We start from the raw sequence: 22,385 nt of genomic DNA, 5'->3' as shown, positions 1-22,385 counted from the left end.
CTAACGAACTGTGCCGTCCGTCCGCACGCGGGGCTTTTCGAAGTGGACGAGCTCGTAGTGTTCCTCGGGCGTGCGGTGCGTCTCGACGTAGCCGAGCTTCCGGTACATCCGGAGCGGACCGGCGCTGCGCTCGCCGGTGAACAGCCGGAACACGGTCACGGACGGCGGCATGGCCGCTTCGGCGGCGAGAAGCAGCGCGCTGCCGAGCCCGTGTCCCTGCCTGTCCGGGGCCACGATGAGCCTGCCGACGAGACCGGCGCCGCCGTCCACGACGATCCGGACGCTGGCCACCAGCCGTCCGGATTCCCTGACGCCCCAGGCGAAACACGCGGGATCGCCCAGGGCCTCCTTGGTCTGTTCGAAGGTCTCCAGCAGCGGCGGGAGGTCGATGTTCTCGTGCGCCCTCGCCTCCGGGACGTACGCCGCGCGCTGCAGCGTGAGCACTTCGCCCGCGTCCACGGGCCCCAGCCGAAGCGGCGGTGACGGCGGTGATGCCATCAGCGCACCCTGATTCCCCAGCTCCCGGTCCACGAGGAGGCGGGCTCCAGGTCGATCAGGTCGGTGCCGGTGTTGAGCGCGTCGGCGGGGCAGGTCATCGGCTCGATCGCCACCGCCCGGCCGCGGCCGACCAGGTCGTCCGGCGTGAACACCTGCGCCCAGTGGAAGTCCGGCCCGGCCCAGACCACCAGCTCCCGCTCGCCGTGCGAGAGGACGAACTGGTGGTTGCCGTCGTCCGCGACGCTCAGCCCGCCGAACGCCGTGTCGAGGTCGACGCCTTCAAGGAGCTTGCCGGACCGGAAGTCGTACTCGGTCCCCTCGACGTCCTGCTCCTCGGCGTACGGCATCTGCTCGTCGCCGAGGTACGGCCGGACCCGGCTCGCGGGCAGCGTCAGGGTCAGCTCGTCGGTGGGCACGTCACCGACGCGGAAGTACGGGTGTGTGCCGAGCCCGACGCCGATCGGGCTCTCGCCCTCGTTGCGGATCTCGTGCGTGACGACCAGTTCGCGCGGCGAGATCTCGTAGGTGATCGTCGCGCGCAACGGCACCGGCCAGCCCTCCTGCGCCGGGACGTCGACGGCCAGGGTGATCGACGACTCCGCGTGCTCCAGCAGCTCCCACTCTTCGTGCCGGGTCAGGCCGTGGATCGCGTTGCCGCGCGCCTCCTCGGTGATCGGGAGCTGCTGCTTCTCGCCCTGGTGGACCCACTGGCCGCCCTTGGTGCGGTTCGGCCAGGGAAGCAGCACCTGCCCGGCACCCTTCGGCGGCTTCTCGTCCTCGGCGAAGGCCTCGACGTACGGCACACCGCCGACCTCGAACGCGCGCAACCCGGCACCGATCTCGGTGACGACGGCGCGCGCGTTGCCGCGGGTGATCTCGAACTGCTCTCCGGTGGGATTGGCCATGCCGACGAGGTTACTGTGAGAATGCCCCGCCCGGACGAAGGAGACCGCCGCGATGACCGTTCCCGGCTACCCCAGCACCGTCGGCCGCGTCTTGGAGCGGAGCGCGCGCCGTGTCCCGGGCAGGGTCGCGCTCACGTTCGCCGATCGCGTGTGGACGTACGCGGAGCTCGATCGCGCGGCGGGACGGGTCGCGGCGAAGCTGCTCGAAAGCGGACTCGTCCACGGTGACCGCGTCGCGGCGTTCGGCAAGAACTCCGACGCGTACTTGTTGCTGTATCTCGGTTGCGCGCGGGCCGGGCTGGTGCACGTGCCGGTGAACTTCAACGCTCGCGGCGAAGAACTCGAGTACCTGCTCACCCAGTCCGAACCCGCTGTCGCCTTCGTCGATCCCGCGCTGGCCGAGCACGTGACGTCCGACCATAAGTCCACTTCGGACATTCTCGGCTGGGCGCTCGACGAGACCGTCGTCCCGCACGAGGAGTCCGGTGTCGCGGACGACGATCTCGTACAGCTGCTCTACACGTCCGGGACGACCTCCCGGCCGAAGGGCGCGATGCTCACCCATCGCGCGCTGGTGCACGAATACTCGTCCTGCATCGCCGCGCTGGACCTGAGCGACCGCGACGTGCCGCTGCACGCGCTGCCGCTGTACCACTCGGCGCAGATGCACGTGTTCCTCATGCCGGGTCTGGCCGTCGGCGCGACGAACCATCTCGTCGAGGCGCCCGATCTCGGCGACATCCTCGCGCGGATCCCGCGCCAGGGCGTCACTTCCCTCTTCTTCCCGCCGACCGTCTGGGTGGGACTCGCGAATCATCCCGGCCTCGCGGACGCGGATCTGAGCGGTCTCACCAAGGCGTACTACGGCGCGTCGATCATGCCCGTGCCGGTGCTGAACAAACTCCGCGGACAGCTGCCGGGGGTCGGCTTCTACAACTGCTTCGGCCAGTCGGAGATCGGTCCACTCGCGACAGTGCTGCGCCCCGAAGAGCACGACGCGCGACCGGATTCCGTCGGCCGCCCGGTCTTGTTCGTCGAGACGCGCGTGGTGGACGCCGAGATGAACGACCTCCCGCCGGGCGAACTCGGCGAGGTCGTGTACCGCTCTCCCCAGCTGTGCACGGGTTACTGGGGCAAGCCCGAGGAGTCAGTGGAGGCTTTCACGGGTGGCTGGTTCCACTCCGGCGATCTGGTGCGCCAGGACGAGGAGGGTTACCTGTTCGTGGTCGACCGGATCAAGGACGTCGTCAACACCGGCGGCGTGCTCGTCGCGTCGCGCGAGGTGGAGGACGCGCTGTACGCACACCCCGCCGTCGCCGAGGTCGCCGTCGTCGGTCTGCCGCACGAACGCTGGATCGAGGCTATCGCCGCGGTGGTCGTGGCGAAGGAGTCCGTCGAGGAAGCGGAGTTGATCGAGTTCGCCAAGAAGTCACTGGCGGCGCACAAGGTCCCGAAGTCGGTGCATTTCGTCGGCGAACTGCCGAAGAACGCTTCCGGGAAACTTCTCAAACGCGAGCTGCGGCAACAGTTCGGCGGTTCAGCGTCCGCGATCGGGGTCTAGCGCTTCGGCGTACGCGGCGAACTCGCAAGCCGCTTCGAGACTGCCCGGGCGCGGCGGATCTTCGGGATCCCAGCCGAGTTCGCGATCTCGAAGGACTTGCGTGAGCAACGACCGCCAGCGTGGATCGAGGTGTTCGCGAGCCCATTCGAGCGCGCCGCGCTTCGACTCGACCTCGGCCGTGCGCAAGGTGTAGAGCACGCGGCAACAAGTCGACACGATGTAGCGCTGGGTCCACGCGATGTCGAAGGGCGCCCAGGTCCGGATGCCGTCGACCAGGCCGTGCAGCTCCTCGCGCATCGCCGCGCGCATCGCCTCCGGCGGCGGTTCGTCGACCAGGCTCGCGATCGGCGGGCCGTCGAGCACGACGCCGCGGTGGCGCAGGATCCAGCGGGTGTGGAGGCTGTTGCAGTGCGTGTCCCAGATCAGGACGCGATGGCCGTGATCGCAGTACAGCCAGGGCGTGCCGAGCCCTTGGCTCGTCCTCAACGAGGCTACGTCCGCGTACGAGCCCTCGATTTCCTTGCACCAGAAGCCTTCCCTGGTGGGAAGTTCGTCGTGGAGAACGCGGAGGGCCGCCTCGGCCTCGCCGCTCGGCGGTTCGGTGGTCGCGATGATGAAGTCGCAGTCGCTGTGGAGGTCTCCGGCTCCGAGTGCGAAGGACCCCTGGACGTACGCGCCGACGTAGGTGTCGCCGAGGATCTCGCGGGCGGAAGCGACCAAGTCGGTGAGGACTTGATCGAGTTCCGCGTAGGGCGTGTACACGGTGCGGACGCTACCCGGTCTCGCGTAGGATCTCCCATGCGTTGAACCCGTCCTCGGCGTGCGGACTGCCAAGCGCGAGCCAGGCCGGGTGCCGAGAGTCGTCGAGGCAATCGACGAGACAGCCGAAGCGGGGTATGGCCGGCGGCTCCCCGGGAAAGAGCTCATCGGGGTCATCGACGAGTGAAGTCAGGAACGCGATGTCGGAGATATGACGACTGGGCGCACCTGGCTTCACCGGCTCATCGATCAAGGCCTTCACCTTGACGACCAGAGCGGCGGCCAGCCCAGGCAGATAGAGGGTCGCCGACTTCCCGTCGTAGACGACCGAGAGCGGCCGCGCGTCGTCCAGCGCCGTCTTGCCACCGGGGATCGAGACGATCTTTCCGGCGGGCGTCCGGAGTTTTGGGGCGGCGCGAGCGCCGAGTTTGTCCGGCGCGAGGATGTCGATCACCATGCCGCTGTCCGGGTGCAGGTAGCGATGCGCTTTGCCGTCCGCACTGATGCCATCGACCTCGTAGCCAAGGTTCTTGAGCACTTCGTGCGCGCGAGGGAACGCGTCGAGCGTGAAACGAACATCGAAGAGTAGATCGATGTCCTTGGTCACGCGTGGGATCGAACGACCGGCCAGCAGACCGTGGAGGATGACCATCTGCCCGCCGATCATGACCCAAGGTTTGGGCAACCGGTCAGCGAGGTCGAACATCGCGGGCCAGACGATACGGTCACCCCCGCCCTGCAACGGTGGCAAAGCCAGCGTGCCCAGACCGGGCCGCGCGGAATCGATCATCCGCCGAGCTTATGCACCTCGCCCAAACGGGTGAGAAGTTGTTGCGCCGCAAGGACAGAGCGCTCATCCCCGGCATCGAGCAGATCCGCCGCGACGGCCGCCGGGATCGCGTAGCCGTCCGATCCCGGCGGACGAAGAACACCAGACAGGGCCGGAACGCGGATCACCGCGTTGGGCTCCGCACTGTCCAGTCGAAGCCGTCGTGACCGCGCGAGCTCCTCGAAACGGGCGGCGTCCACGTAGAACTCCTCGTCCGCGCCCCCCGCCATCAAATCGGCACCGTAATGACCAGCGGCGGCCGGGCCGCTGACAACAGCATGCGGGTCCTCCCGCAGCCGTGCGAGCGGGCCAGCCAGCATCCGGACGCGGTACACGCGCGCACGGCCGGAGAGCAGGCGCGGCCATTGAGCGGGCTCGCGTTCCCGCGCGTAGCGCTTGAGCCGGACCCGCTCGGACGGCGAGATCCACGACGGGTTAGAGCCGCTCAGCGACCACAAGAATCCCCAGGCCATCCGCGCGGAAAGCGGGCGGCCGGCAGCGGGCTTCACCACGCTCTTCCGATGCTCGACCGATCGGGCATCGATCAGCAGTTCACGGCCGATCCGAATCGCGTCGAGCCTGCCGCCGTGCACGAGTTCGCGGACGCGCTCTCGTGAAATGTCCAGAACCTGCGCCGCCCGCGCGACCGGGAGCAACTGGGCCGAGTCGACCATGCCCGCTCCCCTTCAGCCGCCGGTCGGTTCACCGCCCAGTTTACACAAACATTCGCAAAACAGAGGGTTTGTGTAAACCAGTCTTACTAGACCGGTCGTCATAGTTTGAGCTACAGTCGGCCGCATGGTCCGCCGCACCGACACCCGGCAGCGCATGCTCGACTCCGCCGCCGAGCTCTTCCACCAGCAGGGTTATCACGCCACCGGTCTCAACCAGCTCGTCGCCGCCGTCGGCGCGCCCAAGGGATCGCTCTACTTCCACTTCCCCGGCGGCAAGGAACAGCTGGCCGCCGAGGCCATCCGCCAGTCCGCCGATCGGCTCTGCGACCAGTTGCGCGCGATCGTCGCGAGCTCGCCCGACGTGATCACGGGCATCGAGAACGTCGTCGACGCGCTCGCGAAGTCCTTGGAGGAGTCTGATTTCCAGCGAGGTTGCCCGCTCGCGACGGTCGCGCTCGACGCGTCGGGTGACAGCGAGGAGATCCGCCGGGCCTGCGCCGACGGTTACACCTCCTGGCACACCCTGATCGCCGAAGCGCTGAACACCGACAAGGCGGCCCACCTGGCGACAGTCGTCCTCGCCGCCGTCGAGGGCGGCTTGCTGCTGGCCAAGACGTTGCACGACACCGCGCCGCTGCGCGCGATCGCCCCTCACCTTCGCACCACACTCGAACGGGAGCTGCCCTGATGCGCGTCCACCATCTCAACTGCGGGACCATGCGGCCGCTCGGCGGCAAACTCGTCGACGGCAAGCCCGGCCTGTTCCGCCGCGCGGAACTGATCTGCCACTGTCTTCTGCTGGAGACCGACACCGGGCTCGTGCTCATCGAGACCGGCGTCGGGACCCCGACCGTCACCCGGCCGGTCGAATGGCTCGGTGCCGGTTTCGTCCGGCTGGTCCACCCCGACAGCGACGACGACCTCAGCGCCACCACGCAGATCCGCGAACTCGGCTTCGACCCGGCCGACGTGCGCGACATCGTGCTCACCCACCTCGACCTCGATCACGCGGGCGGGCTCGTCGACTTCCCGCGGGCGCGGGTCCACGTGCACGCCCGCGAGCTCCAGGCGCTCGAAAAGCCGGTCGACCGCAAGGAGGCCGGCCGCTACCGGAAGGTCCAGTTCAGCCACGGCCCGATCTGGAAGTCGTACCGCGCCGACGGCGAGCCCTGGTTCGGTTTCGACGCCGTCCGCGAGCTCGAAGGTGTGCCGGACGTCCTGATCATCCCCCTCGCCGGGCACACCCGCGGCCACGCCGGCGTCGCTGTCGACACGGGTGACGGCTGGCTCCTCAACGCCGGTGACGCCGTCTTCCACGGCGGCGAACTGGCGGAAAAGCCGCACATCCCCTTCGCACTCGGCTTCTTCGAGTCGTACATGCAGACGGAGAAAACGGCACGACTGGACAACCAGCGCCGGCTGCGCGAACTTGTCAGTAACAACGGTGACGAAGTGACGGTGTTCGCCGCGCACGACGCCACCGCATTCGAACGGCTCAGCCAGAGGAGCAGGCTATGAAGGTCCACCATCTGAACTGCGGCACGATGCGGGCGCCGGGAGGCAAGTTCCTCGACGGCCAGCCCGGTCTGCTGCGCCGCTCGGAGCTGGTGGCGCACTGCCTTCTGATCGAGACCGGCGACGGGCTCGTGCTGGTGGACACCGGTTTCGGCCGCAAGGGTGTCGCGAATCCCGGCGCGTGGCTCGGCACGCCGTTCACGATCATGGTCGGCGCGAAGCCGGTCGAGGTGGAAACGGCGGCCCACCAGGTCGAAGCTCTCGGCCACAAGCCGGAGGACGTGCGGCACATCGTCTGCACCCACCTCGACGTCGATCACGCGGGCGGGCTCGCGGACTTCCCGAACGCGGTCGTGCACGTCCGCACCTCGGAGCACGACGCGGCGACCTCACCCGCGAACGCGAGCGAGAAGTTCCGGTTCCGCGCCAACCAGTTCGCCCACCGTCCACTGTGGAGCACCTACGACGAGGCCGGTGACGAGTGGTTCGGCTTCCAGGCCGTCCGCGAGCTCAAAGGCCTGCCGCCGGAGATCCTGCTGGTGCCGCTCGCGGGACACACCAAGGGCCACACCGGGGTCGCGGTCGACACCGGCGACGGCTGGCTGCTGCACGCGGGTGACGCGTACTTCTTCCACGGTCAGATGGATCCGGTGAAACCGCACTGCCCGCCGGGGATGACCGTATTCCAGAACATGGTGCAGACGCTGCGCAAGCCGCGTCTGGAGAACGTCGAACGGCTGCGGGAGCTGAGCCGAGAACACGCCGACGAGATCACCGTGTTCTCGGCCCACAGCCCGGTGGAGTACCAGGCCCTCAGCCGCGGTTAGGGGTCAGCCGACCGGCGGCTCGATGGGCTGCCGGTCCTCCTCGCTGTGCGTCGCCCGCATGACGAGCCAGTTGATCCCCCACAGCACGACACCGACGCCGAGCAGGATCGCGGCGACCTTGTAGTCGCGCGCGGGCCGTCCGGACAACGGTGTCACCAGGTAGACACAGAAGATCGCGGCCAGCACCGGGACGATCGTCGGCGCACGGAAATGCTTGTGCGCCGACTTTTCCTTGCGCAGCACCAGCACGGCGACGTTGACGATGGCGAAGACGGCCAGCAGCAGCAACGCCGTCGTACCGCCGAGCACGCTGATGTCCACAAAGGACACGAGACCGATGGCGATGACGCTGGTGAACACGATCGCCACCCACGGGCTGCGGCGGAACGGGTGCACGGTGCCGAGCTGCTTCGGGATGATCCGCTGGTTCGCCATGCCGTAGAGCAGGCGGCTGGCCATCAGCATGTTGATCAGCGCCGAGTTGATGACCGCGAAGAGACCGATCGCGGAGAAGACCTCGCGCGGGAACCCGGGCGCCCCGACGTCGAGCACCTTCAGCAGCGCGCTGCTCTTGGCGGCCTCCAGCTCGTCGGCGGGCACCAGCAGCGAAGAGGTCACGGAGACCAGGATGTAGATGGTCGCGGCGATGACCATGCCCCACAGCATCGCCTTCGGGAAGATCCGGATCGGGTCCTTGCACTCCTCGGCCATGTTGACCGAGTCCTCGAAACCGACCATCGCGAAGAACGCCAGCGACGTCGCCGAGGTGATCGCCACCAGCATCGTCTGGTTCTCGGTGTCGAACTCGACCAGCCGCGAGGCGTCCCCGTTGCCGTTGAGCACCGCCCAGACACCGACCCCGATGATGATCAGCAGCCCGCCGATCTCGATGCAGGTCAGCACCACGTTGGTCTTCACCGATTCGGAGACCCCACGGAAGTTGATCAGCCCGAGTCCGATCACGAACAGGATCGCCACCAGTGGCATCGGCGCGGTGATGAACTCGGCGAGATAGGTGTCTCCGAAGGCCTTCGCCGCGGACGAGGCCGACGTGATCCCCGAACACATCACCGCGAACGCCACCATGAAGGTGAGGAAGCGGATCTTGAACGCCTTGTGCGTGTACAGCGCGGCCCCCGCCGCCTGCGGGTACTTGCCGACCAGTTCCAGGTAGCTGAACGCGGTCATGATCGCGACCACGAAGGCGATCAGGAACGGCAGCCAGAGCGCGCCGCCAACCCGTCCCGCCACTTGCCCGGTGAGCGCGTAGACGCCCGTCCCGATGATGTCCCCCACCACGAAGAACAGCAGGAGCTTGGAACCCATGACCCGTTTGAGGCTCGGCTGACCGGCAGGGCCGGCCTGTTCCGTTGTCGTCGTGTCCGCCATGCGGCAAGAGTGTGCCGCATCACGTCTGTGGCCGACAGTCCGATTTGGTCAGTTCTTCGTCACGGGTTGACGGAGACCGATTCGGGGTATCAGTTCGCGTCGACCGCGGTCTTCACCAGCGGGAGCATCATCTCCTGCGTCATCTTGATCGGCCCGGTGTAGTTGACCAGCATCGGGACGTTGTTCACGACTTCGGCGACCGCCAGCGTCGCGGTCTTGTTCTCGTCGGTGTAGTAGATGGCGCCCTCACCGACCCCGGCGACGTCCTTCGCGTTCGTCTTCGCCTTCTTCATCGCCGCGATCATCTCGGGGGGCTTGATCTTGTTGCCTTCGAAGCGGGTCACGGCGAGCGCGCCGAGTTCCTTGCCGTTCGCGGAGTAGACGCAGCTCCTGGCCTTGCCGCCGTTGGCTGCGTTGTCCTGCACCGGGCCCGGCGCCGACGTCACGCCCTGGATGTTGATCGCCTTCGAGACGGCCTCGGCGGGCAGCAGCGCGCACGGCTCCTTCGAACCGGCGCCACCGGTGGGAGCGGCCGAAGAACTCGGCGCGGCGGAGGAGGACGGAGCGGGCGCCTGGCTCGACGGCTTCGCCGCGTTGTCCGACTTCCCGTCCCCGGAAGAACAGGCGGAAAGGGTCGCGATGACAGCGGCGAATCCGACGATCGCTCGTGAAATACGCATGGGCCCGACGATAGCCCCGGCGAATCAGTCCACCGGGGCCCGGTACCGCCAGAAGGACGGGATCAGCAGGGCGGCGGCGACGACCAGCACGATGACCAGCACCCCGCCGCCCGAGGCGGCGGCCGCGGTGCCGACACCGGCGGCAGCCCAGCCGTGGGTGAGGTCGGCGATCCGCGGACCGCCCGCGACGACGACGGTGAACACGCCCTGGAGCCGTCCGCGCATCTCGTCGGTGGTGGCGACCTGCAGGATCGACATCCGGTAGATCGCGCTGACCATGTCGGCGGCCCCGGCGAGCGCCATGAAGAAGACCGCGAGCCACAGCGAGTTCGCGAGTCCGAAGCCGACGATGGCGGCGCCCCAGACGCAGACCGAGATGATCACGCCGGCACCTTGTTTGCCGATCTTGGTCAGCCAGCCGGAGAAGAGGCCGATCAGCATCGCGCCAGCCGGGAGCGCGGCGTACAGCCAGCCCAGCGCCGGTCCGCCGCCGGGCGGGTCGCCGAAGGTGCGTTCCGCCATCTCCGGGATCAGCGCCCGCGGCATGCCCGCGACCATCGCGATGATGTCGACGAGGAAGGACGCCAGCAGGATCTTCTGGGTCGCCAGGTATTTGAAGCCGTCGATGATGTCGCGGATCCCGGCGCGGCGCGCGATCTCGCCGAGCGGCGGGATCGGGGGCAGCTTCCAGACTGCGATGAGGGTCAGGGTCAGCGCGACGACGTCGATCAGGTACAGCGTCGAGAGGCCGAGGATCGGGATCAGCGACCCGGCGAGCAGTGGGCCGAAGACCGCCCCGAAGGTGGCCATCGTGCTGCTCAGCGCGGTCGCGGGCGCGATCAGGTTGTCCGGCACCAGCCGGGCGACGACGGCGCTGCGGGTCGGCATGTTGACCGCGAAGAACGCCTGGTTGACCGCGAGCAGGGCCAGGACGAGCCAGACGGAGCCGATGTTCACGAACGCCTGGAGCCACAGGACCGCCGAAGTGACGGTGACCCCGACGTTGGTGACGAGCAGGAGCTTGCGGCGGTCGACGGCGTCCGCGATGGCGCCGCCCCAGAGGCCGAAGACGAGCAGGGGGATCAGCGCGACGAGGCCCGTCAGGCCGACGTACGCCGACGAGCCGGTGAGGTCGAAGACCTGTTTGGGGACCGCGACGGCGGTGAGCTGGCTGCCGATGGCGGTGACCGCCGTGGACAGCCAGAGGCGGCGGAACGCGGGGATCTTGAGCGGCCGGGTGTCCACGACGATCGAGCCGAACAGCTTGCGGACACCTTTGCGCTGCTCAACCCCCACGTCATCACTCACAACCAGACAGCTTAGCCGCGCTAACTAACCAACCGCGCGCGATTTATGTCACCCACCACCCGAAGGGAACTTTCCCCACGTCAGACGCGGCGAAGGACGCTTTCGCCTCATGAGATGCGGCGAAAGTCCCCTTCACCACGTCTCACGCGGCGAAAGTCCCCTTCAGCCCACGGCGCTGCGCTCGCGCCACGGCCCCGGTGACCTCACGCTGTCGCGCCCTAGTCTCCGTGACCCCACGCTGTCGCGCCCCAGTCTCCGTGACCCCACGCGTCTCCCGGAAGCGCGTCAGCGCGACGGGAGACTTCACCTCGAGCGCCCTCTTTCGGGCCGAAGGCCCACGAAAACGCGATGAAGGGGCGCCCTCCGCACCCAACGCGAGTTGGAAGCGGCCTGGCGCCCCTTCGGCGCGCTTTTCGTCAGCGCTCGAGAGATATCACGGCGCGACGCGCTCTACCTGCCAGCCGTCGTCGGTGCGGACGTAGCGGAGCCTGTCGTGCATGCGGTCCTCGCGGCCCTGCCAGAACTCGACGACGTCGGGCCGGATGCGCCACCCGCCCCAGTGCGGCGGGAAGGGGATGTTCTCGACGTCGGCGAAGCGGCGCTCGATGCCGTGCAGCGCGGTCTCGAGGGCGCGGCGGCCGTCGACGACGCGGGACTGCGGCGACGCCCAGGCTCCGAGCTGTGAACCCCGCGGCCGGGAGGCCCAGTACTCGGCGGTCTCGGCGACGTTGACCTTCTCCACCTCGCCGCGCACGTGCACCTGGCGCTGGAGGGCGTACCAGGGGAAGGTGATCGACGCATAGCGCGTCGCGGTGAGGTCGTGGCTCTTGGTCGACGTGTAGTTCGTGTAGAACACGACGCCGCGCTCGTCGAGGCCCTTGCACAGGACGGTCCTGGAGGACGGCCTGCCCTCCGGGTCGGCCGTGGCGAGCACCATCGCGTTCGGTTCGGCGACCCCGGCGGAGACGGCCTGGTTCAGCCAGTCCTGGAGCTGGGTGGTCCAGGTCTCCGCCAGCGCGGACTCGTCGAAAGCGGCCCCTTCGTAGGCCACCCGCATCCCGGGCAGGCGAACGACGGCGTCGCCGTTGTCGGCAGCGCCTTCCTTGATCTCCGGCATCATCCGCCAAACCTCCGTACCCGGTCGGGGCATCTGTGACTGCGGCTTCGCCGCCGACGGTATTGCCTCCGACGCGGCGGCGAAACCCACTGAACGGTGACACCCGCCACCCCCGTCCGATCATCTGTGCGTAACCGCTGGACCGCAAGCCGTTACCTCCCGGTTACCTGCCCGGTCCTGATCGATCCAGCACGGGACGCCCGTCGTACCGCTTTGTTCCGAATCGCCCCGGCGACCCGCGGAATCGCGCTCGCCGCCGCGGAGCCGGACCGGCCCGTCTTTATCCGGCGCGGGAATTGCCTGGACAGACCGGGTCCGCGCAGATCGACAAGGAATCGTCCGCCAATGAAAAAGGCCCCCGCTTCCCTTTTCTTCGCCGACCATTCCGGCGCCCGCGAACAATTCTTCCGGCCATTCGAGTCCGGCCCGCGCGGGCGACCGGTCCGCCGTCCCGTTAATTCTGTCGATTGACAGAAATTACCCGGCCGGGAAACCTCCGCGACACATCCGGGCAAGATGTGTCAGAAGACCGGCCCGGGACGGCAATTCGTCCCGAAACCGGCCTTCACTTCTCCTGTCCGGCTGTCAGTTCGTGACAGTGAACTCCGCGCGGACAATCCAGCCCCAGCAGTCGTACGACGCCGTGTACCGGCCGGGCACCGTCCCCACTGGACCGTCGCCCCGGAGCGCGACGCCGATGCCCCCGGTACCGCCGTCTCCCACCACCCGCAAGGGAATCGGCGCGGCGAGACCGTCCGCGGCGAGCGTCGTCGCGAGCTCGCCCGCACCGGACGGGCGCAGGCAATAGATGTCCGCGGTGACCGTCCCACCTGCGACGACGGCGCCAGGGCTCAACACCAGACTGGACGGTCTGGTCGCGTTCGCCTGACCCGCTCCGGCCAAGGTGGACACGATCGCCGCCCCAGCGACGCACAACGCGGCCGAACGAAATTTCATCCTCTGCTCCCTCCCGGAAGACGGGCGAAGTTTTCACCCGCCACCCGATCGACGTACCCCGACCGGCCGGGGTTGCCCATCAGGCGAGACTCTTCCCCTTGGGGCGAACGGCCGGATTTAGCAGAATGTGACAGCAAATCGAGCAAGAGCTGACGATCACACTAGGTAGACCTTGCGCCACTCGATAGGATCGCCGCCGAGAGCAACGGGGTGATCACCTCTATCCAGAGTGTTCAGAGGTTTCGGATGGGACTGCCGGGTGTGCGGCTGATCCATCCGCTATTGCCGGCCGGGCTTCCACGAGGAGCCCGACACCGGTCGATCAGTCCTGCGCTCGAACCGCCGGAACTTTCCACGCCCGAGTTACTCCCCTTCCCCAGGAGTGCGTTGTGATTTCCCGTTACCGCCGTCTCATGACGGCGTTGTTGTGCGCCATTTCGCTCGCGGGCGTGACCGCCCTTTCGGCATGTTCCGACAGCACGGCGGCCTCCGGCACCAAGGTCACCATCGGTTACAGCGCCTGGCCGGGCTGGTTCCCGTGGGCCGTGGCCCAGGAGAAGGGCCTCTTCGAGAAGAACGGCGTGACCGTCGACCTGAAGTGGTTCGACAGCTACACCGAGAGCATCAACGCGCTCTCCTCCGGCGCGATCGACGCGAACAGCCAGACCCTGAACGACACCCTCGCGTCGGTCAGCGGTGGCGCGAAACTGTCGGTCGTGCTGGTCAACGACAACTCGACCGGCAACGACAAGATCATCGCCCGCCAGGGGATCACCGGCGTCGCCGACCTCAAGGGCAAGAAGATCGCCGTCGAACAGGGCACCGTCGACCACTACCTCCTGCTGCTCGCGCTGCAGGAGGCGAAGCTGACCGAAAAGGACGTCGAGCTGGTCCCGCTGCTGACCGACGCCGCCGCGGCCGCGTTCGTCGGCGAGCAGGTCGACGCCGTCGCCGCCTTCGCCCCCTTCACCACGAAGGCGCTGGAGCGCCCCGGCAGCCGCGCGATCGCGACGTCCGCCGAGTTCCCCGGTGCCATCCCCGACCACCTTGTCGTCTCCGAGCAGATGTCGAAGGAGCGCAAGAAGGAGGTCCAGGCGCTGGTGAACACCTGGTTCGAGACGGTCGAGTGGATCAAGCAGAATCGGGACGAAGCCGTGAAGATCATGGCAAAACGCGGCGCCGTGTCGATCGACGAGTACAAGACCTACGACGCCGGCACCACGATCTTCACCAAGCAGCAGAACCTCGACGCCTTCACCCCCGGCGTGACCCCGGCCCACCTCAACTTCCAGGCGGGCAAGATCGTCGAATTCATCCTCTCCAACGGGCTCGCGCAGAACCGGCCCGACATCGACGGGCTGTTCGACGACCAGTACGTCAAGGCGGTGAAGTGAGCACCACCGACGCGGCGAAGCCCGCCTCTCAGCGGACGGACGCCGCTGACGAGGCCGAAGCGCGGCGTCTCGACGACGAGCAGCGGCTCGCCGAAGCGCAGGAAGACCGTCGCCGGGGCGGCGCGCGACCGGACTGGTCGCCGCTGCCCCGCCGGGCGGGCCTCAAGCCGAACGCGTCCCCGCTGTTCTCGCTCCGGACACCGATCCCCGCGCGCTGGCGGTGGACGCTGGCGGTGGCCTCGTTCGCGATCCCGCTGCTGATCTGGGTGACGCTGAACGCGCTGGGCACCATCAAGCCCACGTTCCTGCCGACGCCGGTCGCGGTGTTCGACGCGCTGCTGAAGATGATCGAGTCCGGCGAACTGTTCAGCGATCTCTGGGCGACGACCCAGCGGGTGCTGCTCGGCTTCGGGCTCGCGGTGCTCGTCTCGGTCCCGCTCGGCATCGTGATGGGGACGTTCAACGCGGGATTGGCGCTGTTCGAACCGGTCATCGCGATGCTGCGGTACCTGCCGGCGAGCGCGTTCATCCCGCTGCTGATGATCTGGCTCGGCCTCGGCGAGCCGTCGAAGGTCGCGGTCCTGTTCCTCGGCACGGTCTTCTTCAACACGCTGATGACCGCCGACGCCGTGCGCGGGGTGCCGCGTTCGCTGATCGACGTGTCCTACACGCTCGGCGCGCGACGCGGTGAGGTCCTGCGCAAGGTGATCGTCCCGCACGCGCTGCCCGGCATGATCGACGCGACCCGCGTCAACGCCGCCGCCGCGTGGAACTTCGTGGTGGTCGCCGAACTGATCAACGCCACCGCCGGACTCGGCCTGCGGATCATGCGGGCGCAGCGGTTCACCCAGACCGACCGGATCTTCGCGCTGCTGATCGTGATCGGCCTGCTCGGGCTGGTCATCGACATCGCGCTGCGGCTCCTGCGGGCCCGGGTCGGGAGGTGGGCGGCGTGACGCTCCAGCTGAAAGCCGTCGCGAAGGACTACACCGTCCGCGGCAAGACAACCCGCGCGCTCGACGGGATCGACCTCGACGTCGCGCGCGGCGACTTCGTCTGCGTGGTCGGCGCGAGCGGGTCCGGCAAGTCGACCCTGCTCTCGCTGATCGCCGGCCTGACCGAGCCGTCCGAAGGTCTCATCACCCTCGACGGCGACGCCGTGACCGGGCCCGGCCCGGATCGCGGCCTGGTGTTCCAGCACGGCGCGCTGTACCCGTGGCGCACGGTGGAGAGCAATGTCGCGTTCGGACTCGAACTGCTCAGCCTCGACAAGGCCGAACGCGCGCGCCGGGTCGACTGGTATCTCGAAGAGACCGGGCTCGCCCATCTGCGGAAGTCGTTGCCCAAACAGCTTTCCGGCGGGCAGAAGCAGCGCGTCGCGATCGCGCGGGCGCTGGCGGGCGAGCCCGACGTCCTGCTGCTGGACGAACCTTTCGGCGCGCTGGACGTCCAGACCAAAGAGGACATGCAGGTCCTGATCCGCCGGATCTGGACCGACACCGGCACCACCGTGCTGATGGTGACCCACGACGTCGAAGAGGCCGTGTTCCTCGGAAGACGCGTCGTGGTGCTGGCCTCGGATCCGGGCCGGGTGGCCGCCGACATCGTGGTCGACCTGCCCGAAGACCGCGAGCTCGCGGTCAAACGCGCGCCGGAGTTCGTCGCGCTGCGCGCGTCCATCGAAGATCTCGTCCGGGAACAGCACCGCGGACATCTCGGGCGGAGCCGAGAAGAAAGGTGACCATGAGGCACGGGAAGACCCGGCCGGAACGCACCCCGCGTTCCGGACTGCTCGGCAGACTCGGCATCCGGGGCAAGCTCAACCTGCTCCTGATGCTGCCGCTGACCGCCGTGGTCCTGGTGTCGGTGCCTTACGTCGCCGGTGAAGTCGACGACGCCCGGTCCGCCCGCACCACCGCCGACGTCGCGTCGCAGGCCCGTGCCCTCGGCACGCTGGCGTGGGAACTGCAACGGGAGCGGCTGCTGACGGCGCACTACATCGCGTCGTCGTCGGCGAGCAGCTCGGCGATGCTGAAGCAGCAGGGCGTCGTCGCGGACACGGTGAACCAGGTGCGCGCGCAGCTGCCCGCCGACGCTCCGGAAGAGCTCGCGGCGGCGCTGGTGCGGATCGGGTCGCTGAACGAGATCCGGGAGAACGCGCTCCGGCGCGGCGCCTCGCTCGACAGCGTGGCGCGGACGTATCACGCGGTGATCGACGCGGTCATCAACTCGCTCCGTCTCGTCCCGCAGCAGACCAGTGACGCGGAGGGCACCCGTCAGCTGACAGCGCTCGACGCGCTGCTGCGCGCGAACGAGGAGAACTCGTTGCGCGGTATGGCGTTGATCATCGTGCTGGTCACCCCCGATTCCGGGCGGCCGGTGCTGGACGACGCGAAACAGCAGTCGTCGCTGTTCCTCGAACGGTTCGTGCAGCAGGCCGACGTCACCCAGGCGACCCAGGTCGTCGCGGTCGAGCAGGGCGAGACGGGCCGCCGGGTCGACGCGCTGGAAGGCAAGATCGCGGAGACCCGCGGCTCGCAGGCCGTGCAGAGCCTGCTGCCGGACATCCTCGGCGCCGTCGACGCCCAGTCCAACCAGCGGCGGCTTGCCCAGGACGCGGTCACCACCGGCATCACCGACACCGCGTCCGCGCGCGCGGACGCCGCGCAGAACCTGGCGTGGACGATCGGTGTCGGCGCCGGTGTGCTGTTCCTGCTGGTCGGTGGTCTCGCGATCGCGGTCAGCCGGTCGATCGCCGATCCGCTGCGGAAGCTGACCACGGCGGCGACGTCGGTCGCCGACCTCGCGAGCACCGAACTGGTGCGCGTCACCGACACCGAGCAGGCGGAAGAACTCGCGCCGCGGCTCGCCACGATCGACGTGTCCTCCCAGGACGAACTCGGCAAGCTGGCCGAAGCGTTCAACCGGGTCCAGGCGACCGCGGCCGAACTGGTGGAACGGCAGGCCGTCACGCGGCGCAACGTCGGCCTCATGTTCGCCAACGTCGCGAAGCGGACGCAGAACCTGGTGGGCAGGCAGCTGGCGCTGGTCGACGAACTGGAGCGCAACGAACAGGACGTCGCGCTGCTGGCGAGCCTCTACCGGCTCGACCACCTCTCCACCCGTCTGCGCCGGAACGCGGACAACCTCCTCGTCGTTTCGGGAAACCGCGACGAGGCAAGGATTTCCGGGCCGATCGAGCTGTCGACGGCGTTGCGCTCCGCGCTCGCGGAGATCGAGGACTACCAGCGGGTCCGGCTCGGTTCGATGGGCGACCTCCTGCTGTCGTCGCCGTTCGGTTCGGATCTCGTGCTGATCTTCGCCGAGTTGCTGGAGAACGCGACGTCGTTCTCGCCGCCGGAGTCCTTTGTGGACGTCGGAACGAAGATCCTGCCCGACGGCTCGTGCCTGATCGTGATCGTGGACCAGGGCATCGGCATGACCGCCGAACGGCTGGCCGAGGAGAACCGGCGGCTGGTCGAACGCGAGCGGCTCGAACTGGCGCCGACCAGTGTGCTCGGGCTGTTCGTGGTCGGACGGCTCGCGCGGCGGCACGGGCTCAAGGTCGAGCTGACCGAAACCGAGCCGGGCGAGGGCATCACCGCGCGCATCATCGTCCCGTCGGATCTGCTGACCTACCGGGCGCCGGTGCCGAAGTCGGTCCCGGCGCCGCCGGCGTGGCCGACGGTGGAACCGGGCGACGAACCCGTCCCGCAGCCACCCCGGGCCCAGCCTCGGGAGAAGGCGCCCGCGCACGAGCCGCCGACACTGGCGATCGCCGGGATGATCCCGCGCGACGGTCTGCCACCCCGGGACTTCCGCTGGTTCCGCAAGACCGACGGCGAGATCGCGGAGCCGATGCCGGAACCCGCACCGCTTCCCGTTTCACCGCCCGTGTCCCTGCCCGCGTTCGAGGCGCCCAAGCCGACGCTGACCGCCGACTCCGGGGAGACCCGCGGCGGTCTGCGGCGGCGGGTCAAGGGCGCTCAGCTTCCCGGTGCCCCCGACGCGCCGTCGCGGCAGAAGTCCAGGCATGATCCAGAAGCGGCCAAAGCGGCCTTCGACGGGTTCGAGGCCGGACTCGCGAAGGCCACCACAGGATCCCCTCAAGATCCGGTACCGCCGCAAGCACCTCCGCCCCCGGTGAGCCCGCCGGCGGGCAACCCGATGCCGATGCCGACCCCGACACCGGTGCCCGCCGCCTCGCGCGGCGGTCTCACCCGGCGGGTCCCCGGCGCCCAGTTGGCGCCGGGACTGGCGAAAGGGCCGGCCGCGCGACACCAGACCGCGCGGGCGGCGCTGAACACCACCAAGCCCAAGGGCATGCGTGACCCCGAGGCCGAGCGTGCCGCGTTCGACGCCTTCAGTGACGGGTTGGAGAAAGCCGTCAACCCGGAGATGGAACAGAGAGAGAAGAGCAAGAGATGACGACCGGAGTCAGCGTCGAAGCCCGGAACTTCAACTGGTTGGTGACGCGCTTCGCACAGAACACGGCGAGCGCGATGGGCGCGATCGCCGTCTCGGCCGACGGCCTGCTGATCGCGATGTCGTCCGAACTGGAACGCGCCAACGCCGACCGGCTGGCCGCGATCTGCTCGGCGATGCTCGGACTGGCGCACGGCGTCTCCGAGAGCCACCCGCTCGGGTCGCCCGACAAGATCATCATCGAGCTGGAGCAGGGCTACCTGCTGGTCTGCACGATCAGCATCGGTTGTTCGCTCGGCGTGCTCGCCACCAAGCAGGCCAGCCTCGGCACGATCGCCTACGAGATGGCGATGTTCGCCAACCGGGCCACCGAGGTGCTCACCCCCGCGCTGATCGAGGAACTCAAGAAGAGCGTCGGCAGCTAACTGACGAGGGGACAAGGGAATGAGCGACGATCAGGTACCTCAGCCGAGAGGCGCCGAACAGGGCATCTCACCGCTGCGCCCGTATCTGCTCACCGCCGGCCGCGCGCAGCCGGTGGACGGCACGCTCGAAATCGAGGCACAGGTGCTCACGAGCAGGCTCGGAGCGGCGTCACAGGCGAGGCTGACCTTCGAACGACGGGAGATCGTTTCCCTTTGCCGGGAAACGAAATCCGTCGCCGAAGTGGCCGCGATGCTCGGCCTGCACATCGGCGTGGCCAGGGTGCTCGTGGCGGATCTCGCCGCGCTCGGCTACGTCGTGCTGCGCCGCCCGGCCGGAGCTTTCACCCAGGACCTCGGCATGATCGAAAGGGTCATTCGTGGACTCGAAGCAATTCGCTGAACCGGTGTCGGCCAGGCCGCCGACACCGGTCAAGATCGTCATCGCGGGCGGGTTCGGGGTCGGCAAGACCACCACCGTCGGCGCGATCTCGGAGATCAAACCGCTGACCACCGAGGCAGCCATGACCTCGGCGGGCGCGGCCGTCGACGGCCCGGGCGGGGAGGTGCCGTCGAAGACCACCACCACGGTGGCGCTGGACTTCGGCTGCATCACCATCGACGAAGAGGTGAAGCTGTACCTCTTCGGCACCCCGGGGCAGGACCGGTTCGGGTTCATGTGGCACGACCTCGTGCTCGGGGCGCTGGGCGCGCTCGTCATCGTCGACACCCGGCGGCTCGACGACTGCTACCCGGCGGTCGACTACTTCGAGAAGGCCGGGCTGCCGTTCGTGGTCGGGGTGAACGTCTTCGACGGCTCCCTCAAACACGATCTCGAAGACGTGCGCTGGGCGCTCGCGGTGAGCGAGGACGTCCCGCTGATCACCTTCGACGCACGAGCTCGGCTTTCGGTGCGGGACGCGCTGCTCGCGGTGCTGCACAACACCTTCCGGCGGGCCTCCGCCGCTTCCTGACGCATTTCGTCCTCTGAATGCGGTACTTGCGCGTGCATCTACCGCATTCAGAGGACGAAACGCGGGGTCAGGCCGGGCGGGTGATCGCGGCCAGCATCAGGGCCCGGAGTTCGGCGGCGACGTCGGCGACCGGCAACGGCGGCGTATGCGCCTGCCACTCGCGCAGCAGCCCGGTCGCCGCGCCGACGAGCGCGATCGCCGTCAGGTGGTAGTCGCGATCCGGCGCCACGCCGTGCGCGGCGGCGTGCCGGGCCTCGGCTTCGATGAACGCGGCCCACCGGTCGACCCATTCCTGGTGCTGCGCCTCCAAAGCGGCGCTGACGCCGACCGCTTCGACGTAGTTCAGCCGCGGCATCCGCGGATCCGAGGTGACGGTGCCGACGAAGACGTCCAGCAGCGTCCCGATCCGGGTGACCGCGTCGGCGTCCTCCAGCCGTTCCAGCGTGCCGGTGACGTGCTCCAGCGCGAGGGCGTTGATGCGCTCGTGCAGGGTCAGCAGCACCTTCTCCTTGCTCTCGAACTCCTCGTAGAAGTTCCGCGTGGAGACGCCTGCCCGGGTACACAACTCGGTGATCTTCGCCTGGCGGTAGCCCGTCGAGGTGAACAGGTCCAGGGCCGCCACGAGCAGGCGTTCACGCCGTTCGGCGCGCCGCTGCTCCGGTGCGACCCCGCCGTACGTGCGGGCCACTCGTCCTCCCCCGATTCGGTAACAGGGATTGCCAGATGCTACCAACACCGCCTACATTGCGAAAATCTCGATTACCAAACTGGAGACGGCAATGACGCTTCGGACAGTTCTGGTCTCAGCCCTCGCAGCCACCCTCATCGGCGCGCCCGCCGCGCAAGCCGCGCCAAGCGCGCCAGGGGACCTGGTCGACTACAAACCGGTCGTCGCCACCGCTCCGGCGAAGGCCTGGAAACTCACCTACCGCTCGACCTCGGCCACAGGGAAGCCGAACACGGTGTCGGGCATCCTGCTGGTGCCGCCCACCCCGTGGACGAAGGGGTCGCGCCCGCTGATCAGCTACGCCGTCGGCACCCACGGCCTCGGCGACCGGTGCGCGCCGTCGAAGCGGCTGACGAACGGGTCTGAGAACGAAGTCCTCCTGATGAGCCAAGCGCTTTCGCGCGGCTGGGCGGTCGTCGTGACCGACTACGAAGGCCTCGGCACCCCGGGCACGCACACCTACGCCGTCGGTCAGTCGGAAGGCCGGGCCGTCCTCGACGCCGCCCGCGCCGCCGCCCGGGTCCCCGAAGCGGGACTGTCGAAGACCGGACCGGTCGGCGTTTTCGGTTACTCACAAGGAGGTCAGGCCGCGGCGTTCGCCGGTGAACTGCAGCCGTCCTACGCTCCCGACGTCAACCTGGTCGGCGTCGCGGAAGGCGGTGTCCCGGCGGATCTGAACGCGGTCCTGAAGTTCAACGACGGCGGACCGGCGTTCGGTCTCGTGCTCGGCGCCGCTGTCGGCTACGCGGCCGCGTACCCGGAACTGCCGTTTGACAACGTGCTCAACGCGAAGGGCGAGAAGGCCGTCGCGAAGGTCAAGGAAGCCTGCACCGTCGAACTCGGCGCGGCGGCGCCTTTCGCTCGGCTCAACGACTTCACGACCGTGCCGAACGTTTCCTCGGACCCGCGCTGGCAGGCCCGCCTCGGCGAGAACCTGGCGGGTAAGACCAAACCGGGCGCGCCGGTCTACCTCTACCACGCGTCACTGGACGAACTGATTCCGCTGTCGGTCGGCAAAGGCCTGCGCGACCGCTACCGCGCCCTCGGTGCCGACGTCACCTGGCAGGAGTTCCCGCTGCTGGAACACATCGGCGGCGTCTCGGCTGGCGGCCCGGTCGCGATGACCTGGCTGGGCACCAAGTTCTGACGTGGGCCGAAGGGGCCCTTCGCCGCATGCGACGCGGCGAAGGGCCCTTTCGCAACCTTGAAGGTTGCGAAAGTGGCCTTCGCAACGCTAGCGACCGGCGGCCGACGACGCGCCCAGATGGACGACACACGTGACTGGACGGACGACACGCGTGACTGGATGGAGATCGCGCGTGACCGGACGGACGACACGGCCAAGATCGGCTCTCGTCGCGTGTCGTCCATCTGGACACACGTGTCGTCCGGCTAGTCACACGTGTCGTCCATCCGCCGACCGG

General features: G+C 68.5%; 24 protein-coding genes. 13 read left to right on the top strand and 11 right to left on the bottom strand.

Annotated features, from left to right (window positions below):
- Together ACFWMR_RS21695 and ACFWMR_RS21690 are read right to left on the bottom strand one after the other, a co-directional pair.
- Positions 1 to 498 (bottom strand): GNAT family N-acetyltransferase, encoded by a 498-nt coding sequence (locus ACFWMR_RS21695; protein WP_378379653.1) that lies wholly within the window; start codon positions 496 to 498, stop codon positions 1 to 3.
- Positions 498 to 1,403 carry an aldose 1-epimerase family protein gene (locus tag ACFWMR_RS21690; protein WP_378379652.1) on the bottom strand — a complete coding sequence of 302 codons (906 nt, stop codon included), beginning with the start codon at positions 1,401 to 1,403 and terminating at the stop codon, positions 498 to 500. The genes ACFWMR_RS21695 and ACFWMR_RS21690 overlap by 1 nt, the downstream gene beginning before the upstream one ends.
- Positions 1,404 to 1,455: 52 nt before the next feature.
- On the opposite strand from ACFWMR_RS21690, the gene ACFWMR_RS21685 reads away from it, so the two are divergent.
- Complete coding sequence (locus ACFWMR_RS21685; protein ID WP_378379651.1) at positions 1,456 to 2,964, top strand: fatty acyl-CoA synthetase; 1,509 nt, start codon at positions 1,456 to 1,458, stop codon at positions 2,962 to 2,964.
- Here the strand turns inward: ACFWMR_RS21685 and ACFWMR_RS21680 are convergent.
- The 3 genes from ACFWMR_RS21680 to ACFWMR_RS21670 are packed head-to-tail and all read right to left on the bottom strand — an operon-like array spanning position 2,941 to position 5,226.
- A complete protein-coding gene (locus ACFWMR_RS21680; protein ID WP_378379650.1) occupies positions 2,941 to 3,726 on the bottom strand; it encodes an aminoglycoside adenylyltransferase domain-containing protein in 786 nt (261 codons plus the stop codon). The genes ACFWMR_RS21685 and ACFWMR_RS21680 overlap by 24 nt on opposite strands.
- A gap of 10 nt (positions 3,727 to 3,736) precedes the next feature.
- Positions 3,737 to 4,513, bottom strand: a complete 777-nt coding sequence (locus tag ACFWMR_RS21675; protein WP_378379649.1) for a hypothetical protein — start codon at positions 4,511 to 4,513, stop codon at positions 3,737 to 3,739.
- Entirely contained in the window at positions 4,510 to 5,226 is a 717-nt protein-coding gene (locus ACFWMR_RS21670; protein ID WP_378379648.1) for a helix-turn-helix domain-containing protein, read from the bottom strand. Before ACFWMR_RS21670 ends, ACFWMR_RS21675 begins: the two co-directional genes overlap by 4 nt.
- A 124-nt stretch (positions 5,227 to 5,350) precedes the next feature.
- Here ACFWMR_RS21670 and ACFWMR_RS21665 point away from each other — a divergent pair, with 124 nt between their 5' ends.
- From ACFWMR_RS21665 to ACFWMR_RS21655, 3 genes are read left to right on the top strand one after another with little or no spacing between them, the layout of a single operon-like run.
- Complete coding sequence (locus ACFWMR_RS21665; protein WP_378274170.1) at positions 5,351 to 5,914, top strand: TetR/AcrR family transcriptional regulator; 564 nt, start codon at positions 5,351 to 5,353, stop codon at positions 5,912 to 5,914.
- Positions 5,914 to 6,744 carry an MBL fold metallo-hydrolase gene (locus tag ACFWMR_RS21660; RefSeq protein ID WP_378379647.1) on the top strand — a complete coding sequence of 277 codons (831 nt, stop codon included), beginning with the start codon at positions 5,914 to 5,916 and terminating at the stop codon, positions 6,742 to 6,744. The genes ACFWMR_RS21665 and ACFWMR_RS21660 overlap by 1 nt, the downstream gene beginning before the upstream one ends.
- A complete protein-coding gene (locus ACFWMR_RS21655) occupies positions 6,741 to 7,568 on the top strand; it encodes an MBL fold metallo-hydrolase (protein WP_378379646.1) in 828 nt (275 codons plus the stop codon). Before ACFWMR_RS21660 ends, ACFWMR_RS21655 begins: the two co-directional genes overlap by 4 nt.
- 3 nt (positions 7,569 to 7,571) lie before the next feature.
- On the opposite strand, the gene ACFWMR_RS21650 is transcribed toward ACFWMR_RS21655, so the two are convergent.
- The 5 genes from ACFWMR_RS21650 to ACFWMR_RS21630 form a co-directional block, all read right to left on the bottom strand.
- Positions 7,572 to 8,957, bottom strand: coding sequence for an APC family permease (locus ACFWMR_RS21650; protein ID WP_378379645.1), 1,386 nt, complete (start codon positions 8,955 to 8,957; stop codon positions 7,572 to 7,574).
- An 89-nt stretch (positions 8,958 to 9,046) separates the two neighbouring features.
- Positions 9,047 to 9,637 (bottom strand): DUF3558 domain-containing protein, encoded by a 591-nt coding sequence (locus ACFWMR_RS21645; RefSeq protein ID WP_378379644.1) that lies wholly within the window; start codon positions 9,635 to 9,637, stop codon positions 9,047 to 9,049.
- 24 nt (positions 9,638 to 9,661) lie between these two features.
- Positions 9,662 to 10,945, bottom strand: coding sequence for an MFS transporter (locus tag ACFWMR_RS21640; RefSeq protein WP_378274175.1), 1,284 nt, complete (start codon positions 10,943 to 10,945; stop codon positions 9,662 to 9,664).
- Positions 10,946 to 11,378: 433 nt separating this feature from the next.
- Complete coding sequence (gene pdxH, locus ACFWMR_RS21635; protein ID WP_093933241.1) at positions 11,379 to 12,065, bottom strand: pyridoxamine 5'-phosphate oxidase; 687 nt, start codon at positions 12,063 to 12,065, stop codon at positions 11,379 to 11,381.
- 582 nt (positions 12,066 to 12,647) lie between these two features.
- Complete coding sequence (locus ACFWMR_RS21630) at positions 12,648 to 13,019, bottom strand: hypothetical protein (protein WP_378379643.1); 372 nt, start codon at positions 13,017 to 13,019, stop codon at positions 12,648 to 12,650.
- Between the two features lie 413 nt (positions 13,020 to 13,432).
- Between ACFWMR_RS21630 and ACFWMR_RS21625 the strand changes: the two genes are divergently transcribed.
- Genes ACFWMR_RS21625 through ACFWMR_RS21595 form a run of 7 tightly spaced genes read left to right on the top strand, consistent with a single transcriptional unit; the run spans position 13,433 to position 20,234 of the window.
- Positions 13,433 to 14,413 (top strand): ABC transporter substrate-binding protein, encoded by a 981-nt coding sequence (locus tag ACFWMR_RS21625; protein WP_093933239.1) that lies wholly within the window; start codon positions 13,433 to 13,435, stop codon positions 14,411 to 14,413.
- Positions 14,410 to 15,369: an ABC transporter permease gene (locus ACFWMR_RS21620; RefSeq protein ID WP_093933238.1), complete on the top strand. Its 960-nt coding sequence runs from the start codon at positions 14,410 to 14,412 to the stop codon at positions 15,367 to 15,369. The genes ACFWMR_RS21625 and ACFWMR_RS21620 overlap by 4 nt, the downstream gene beginning before the upstream one ends.
- Positions 15,366 to 16,154, top strand: coding sequence for an ABC transporter ATP-binding protein (locus tag ACFWMR_RS21615; RefSeq protein WP_378379642.1), 789 nt, complete (start codon positions 15,366 to 15,368; stop codon positions 16,152 to 16,154). Before ACFWMR_RS21620 ends, ACFWMR_RS21615 begins: the two co-directional genes overlap by 4 nt.
- 2 nt (positions 16,155 to 16,156) lie before the next feature.
- Positions 16,157 to 18,841, top strand: a complete 2,685-nt coding sequence (locus tag ACFWMR_RS21610; RefSeq protein ID WP_378379641.1) for a sensor histidine kinase — start codon at positions 16,157 to 16,159, stop codon at positions 18,839 to 18,841.
- Complete coding sequence (locus ACFWMR_RS21605; RefSeq protein ID WP_005156032.1) at positions 18,838 to 19,263, top strand: roadblock/LC7 domain-containing protein; 426 nt, start codon at positions 18,838 to 18,840, stop codon at positions 19,261 to 19,263. Before ACFWMR_RS21610 ends, ACFWMR_RS21605 begins: the two co-directional genes overlap by 4 nt.
- Positions 19,264 to 19,282: 19 nt before the next feature.
- Positions 19,283 to 19,663, top strand: coding sequence for a DUF742 domain-containing protein (locus ACFWMR_RS21600; RefSeq protein ID WP_005156033.1), 381 nt, complete (start codon positions 19,283 to 19,285; stop codon positions 19,661 to 19,663).
- A complete protein-coding gene (locus tag ACFWMR_RS21595) occupies positions 19,641 to 20,234 on the top strand; it encodes a GTP-binding protein (RefSeq protein WP_093933236.1) in 594 nt (197 codons plus the stop codon). Before ACFWMR_RS21600 ends, ACFWMR_RS21595 begins: the two co-directional genes overlap by 23 nt.
- A gap of 67 nt (positions 20,235 to 20,301) precedes the next feature.
- Here the strand turns inward: ACFWMR_RS21595 and ACFWMR_RS21590 are convergent, their stop codons facing one another.
- The gene (locus ACFWMR_RS21590; RefSeq protein ID WP_093933235.1) at positions 20,302 to 20,922 is read right to left on the bottom strand and encodes a TetR/AcrR family transcriptional regulator; all 621 of its coding nucleotides are present in this window, start codon (positions 20,920 to 20,922) and stop codon (positions 20,302 to 20,304) included.
- A gap of 91 nt (positions 20,923 to 21,013) precedes the next feature.
- On the opposite strand from ACFWMR_RS21590, the gene ACFWMR_RS21585 reads away from it, so the two are divergent.
- Both ACFWMR_RS21585 and ACFWMR_RS21580 read left to right on the top strand, forming a co-directional pair.
- The gene (locus ACFWMR_RS21585; RefSeq protein WP_378379640.1) at positions 21,014 to 22,108 is read left to right on the top strand and encodes a lipase family protein; all 1,095 of its coding nucleotides are present in this window, start codon (positions 21,014 to 21,016) and stop codon (positions 22,106 to 22,108) included.
- Between the two features lie 117 nt (positions 22,109 to 22,225).
- Positions 22,226 to 22,357, top strand: a complete 132-nt coding sequence (locus ACFWMR_RS21580) for a hypothetical protein (protein WP_378379639.1) — start codon at positions 22,226 to 22,228, stop codon at positions 22,355 to 22,357.
- The last annotated feature ends 28 nt before the right edge of the window (positions 22,358 to 22,385 follow it).

Origin of the sequence: Amycolatopsis thailandensis (assembly GCF_042723255.1) — a bacterium.
GTDB lineage: Bacteria > Actinomycetota > Actinomycetes > Mycobacteriales > Pseudonocardiaceae > Amycolatopsis > Amycolatopsis thailandensis.
This window is presented reverse-complemented; position numbering and strand designations above follow the sequence as displayed.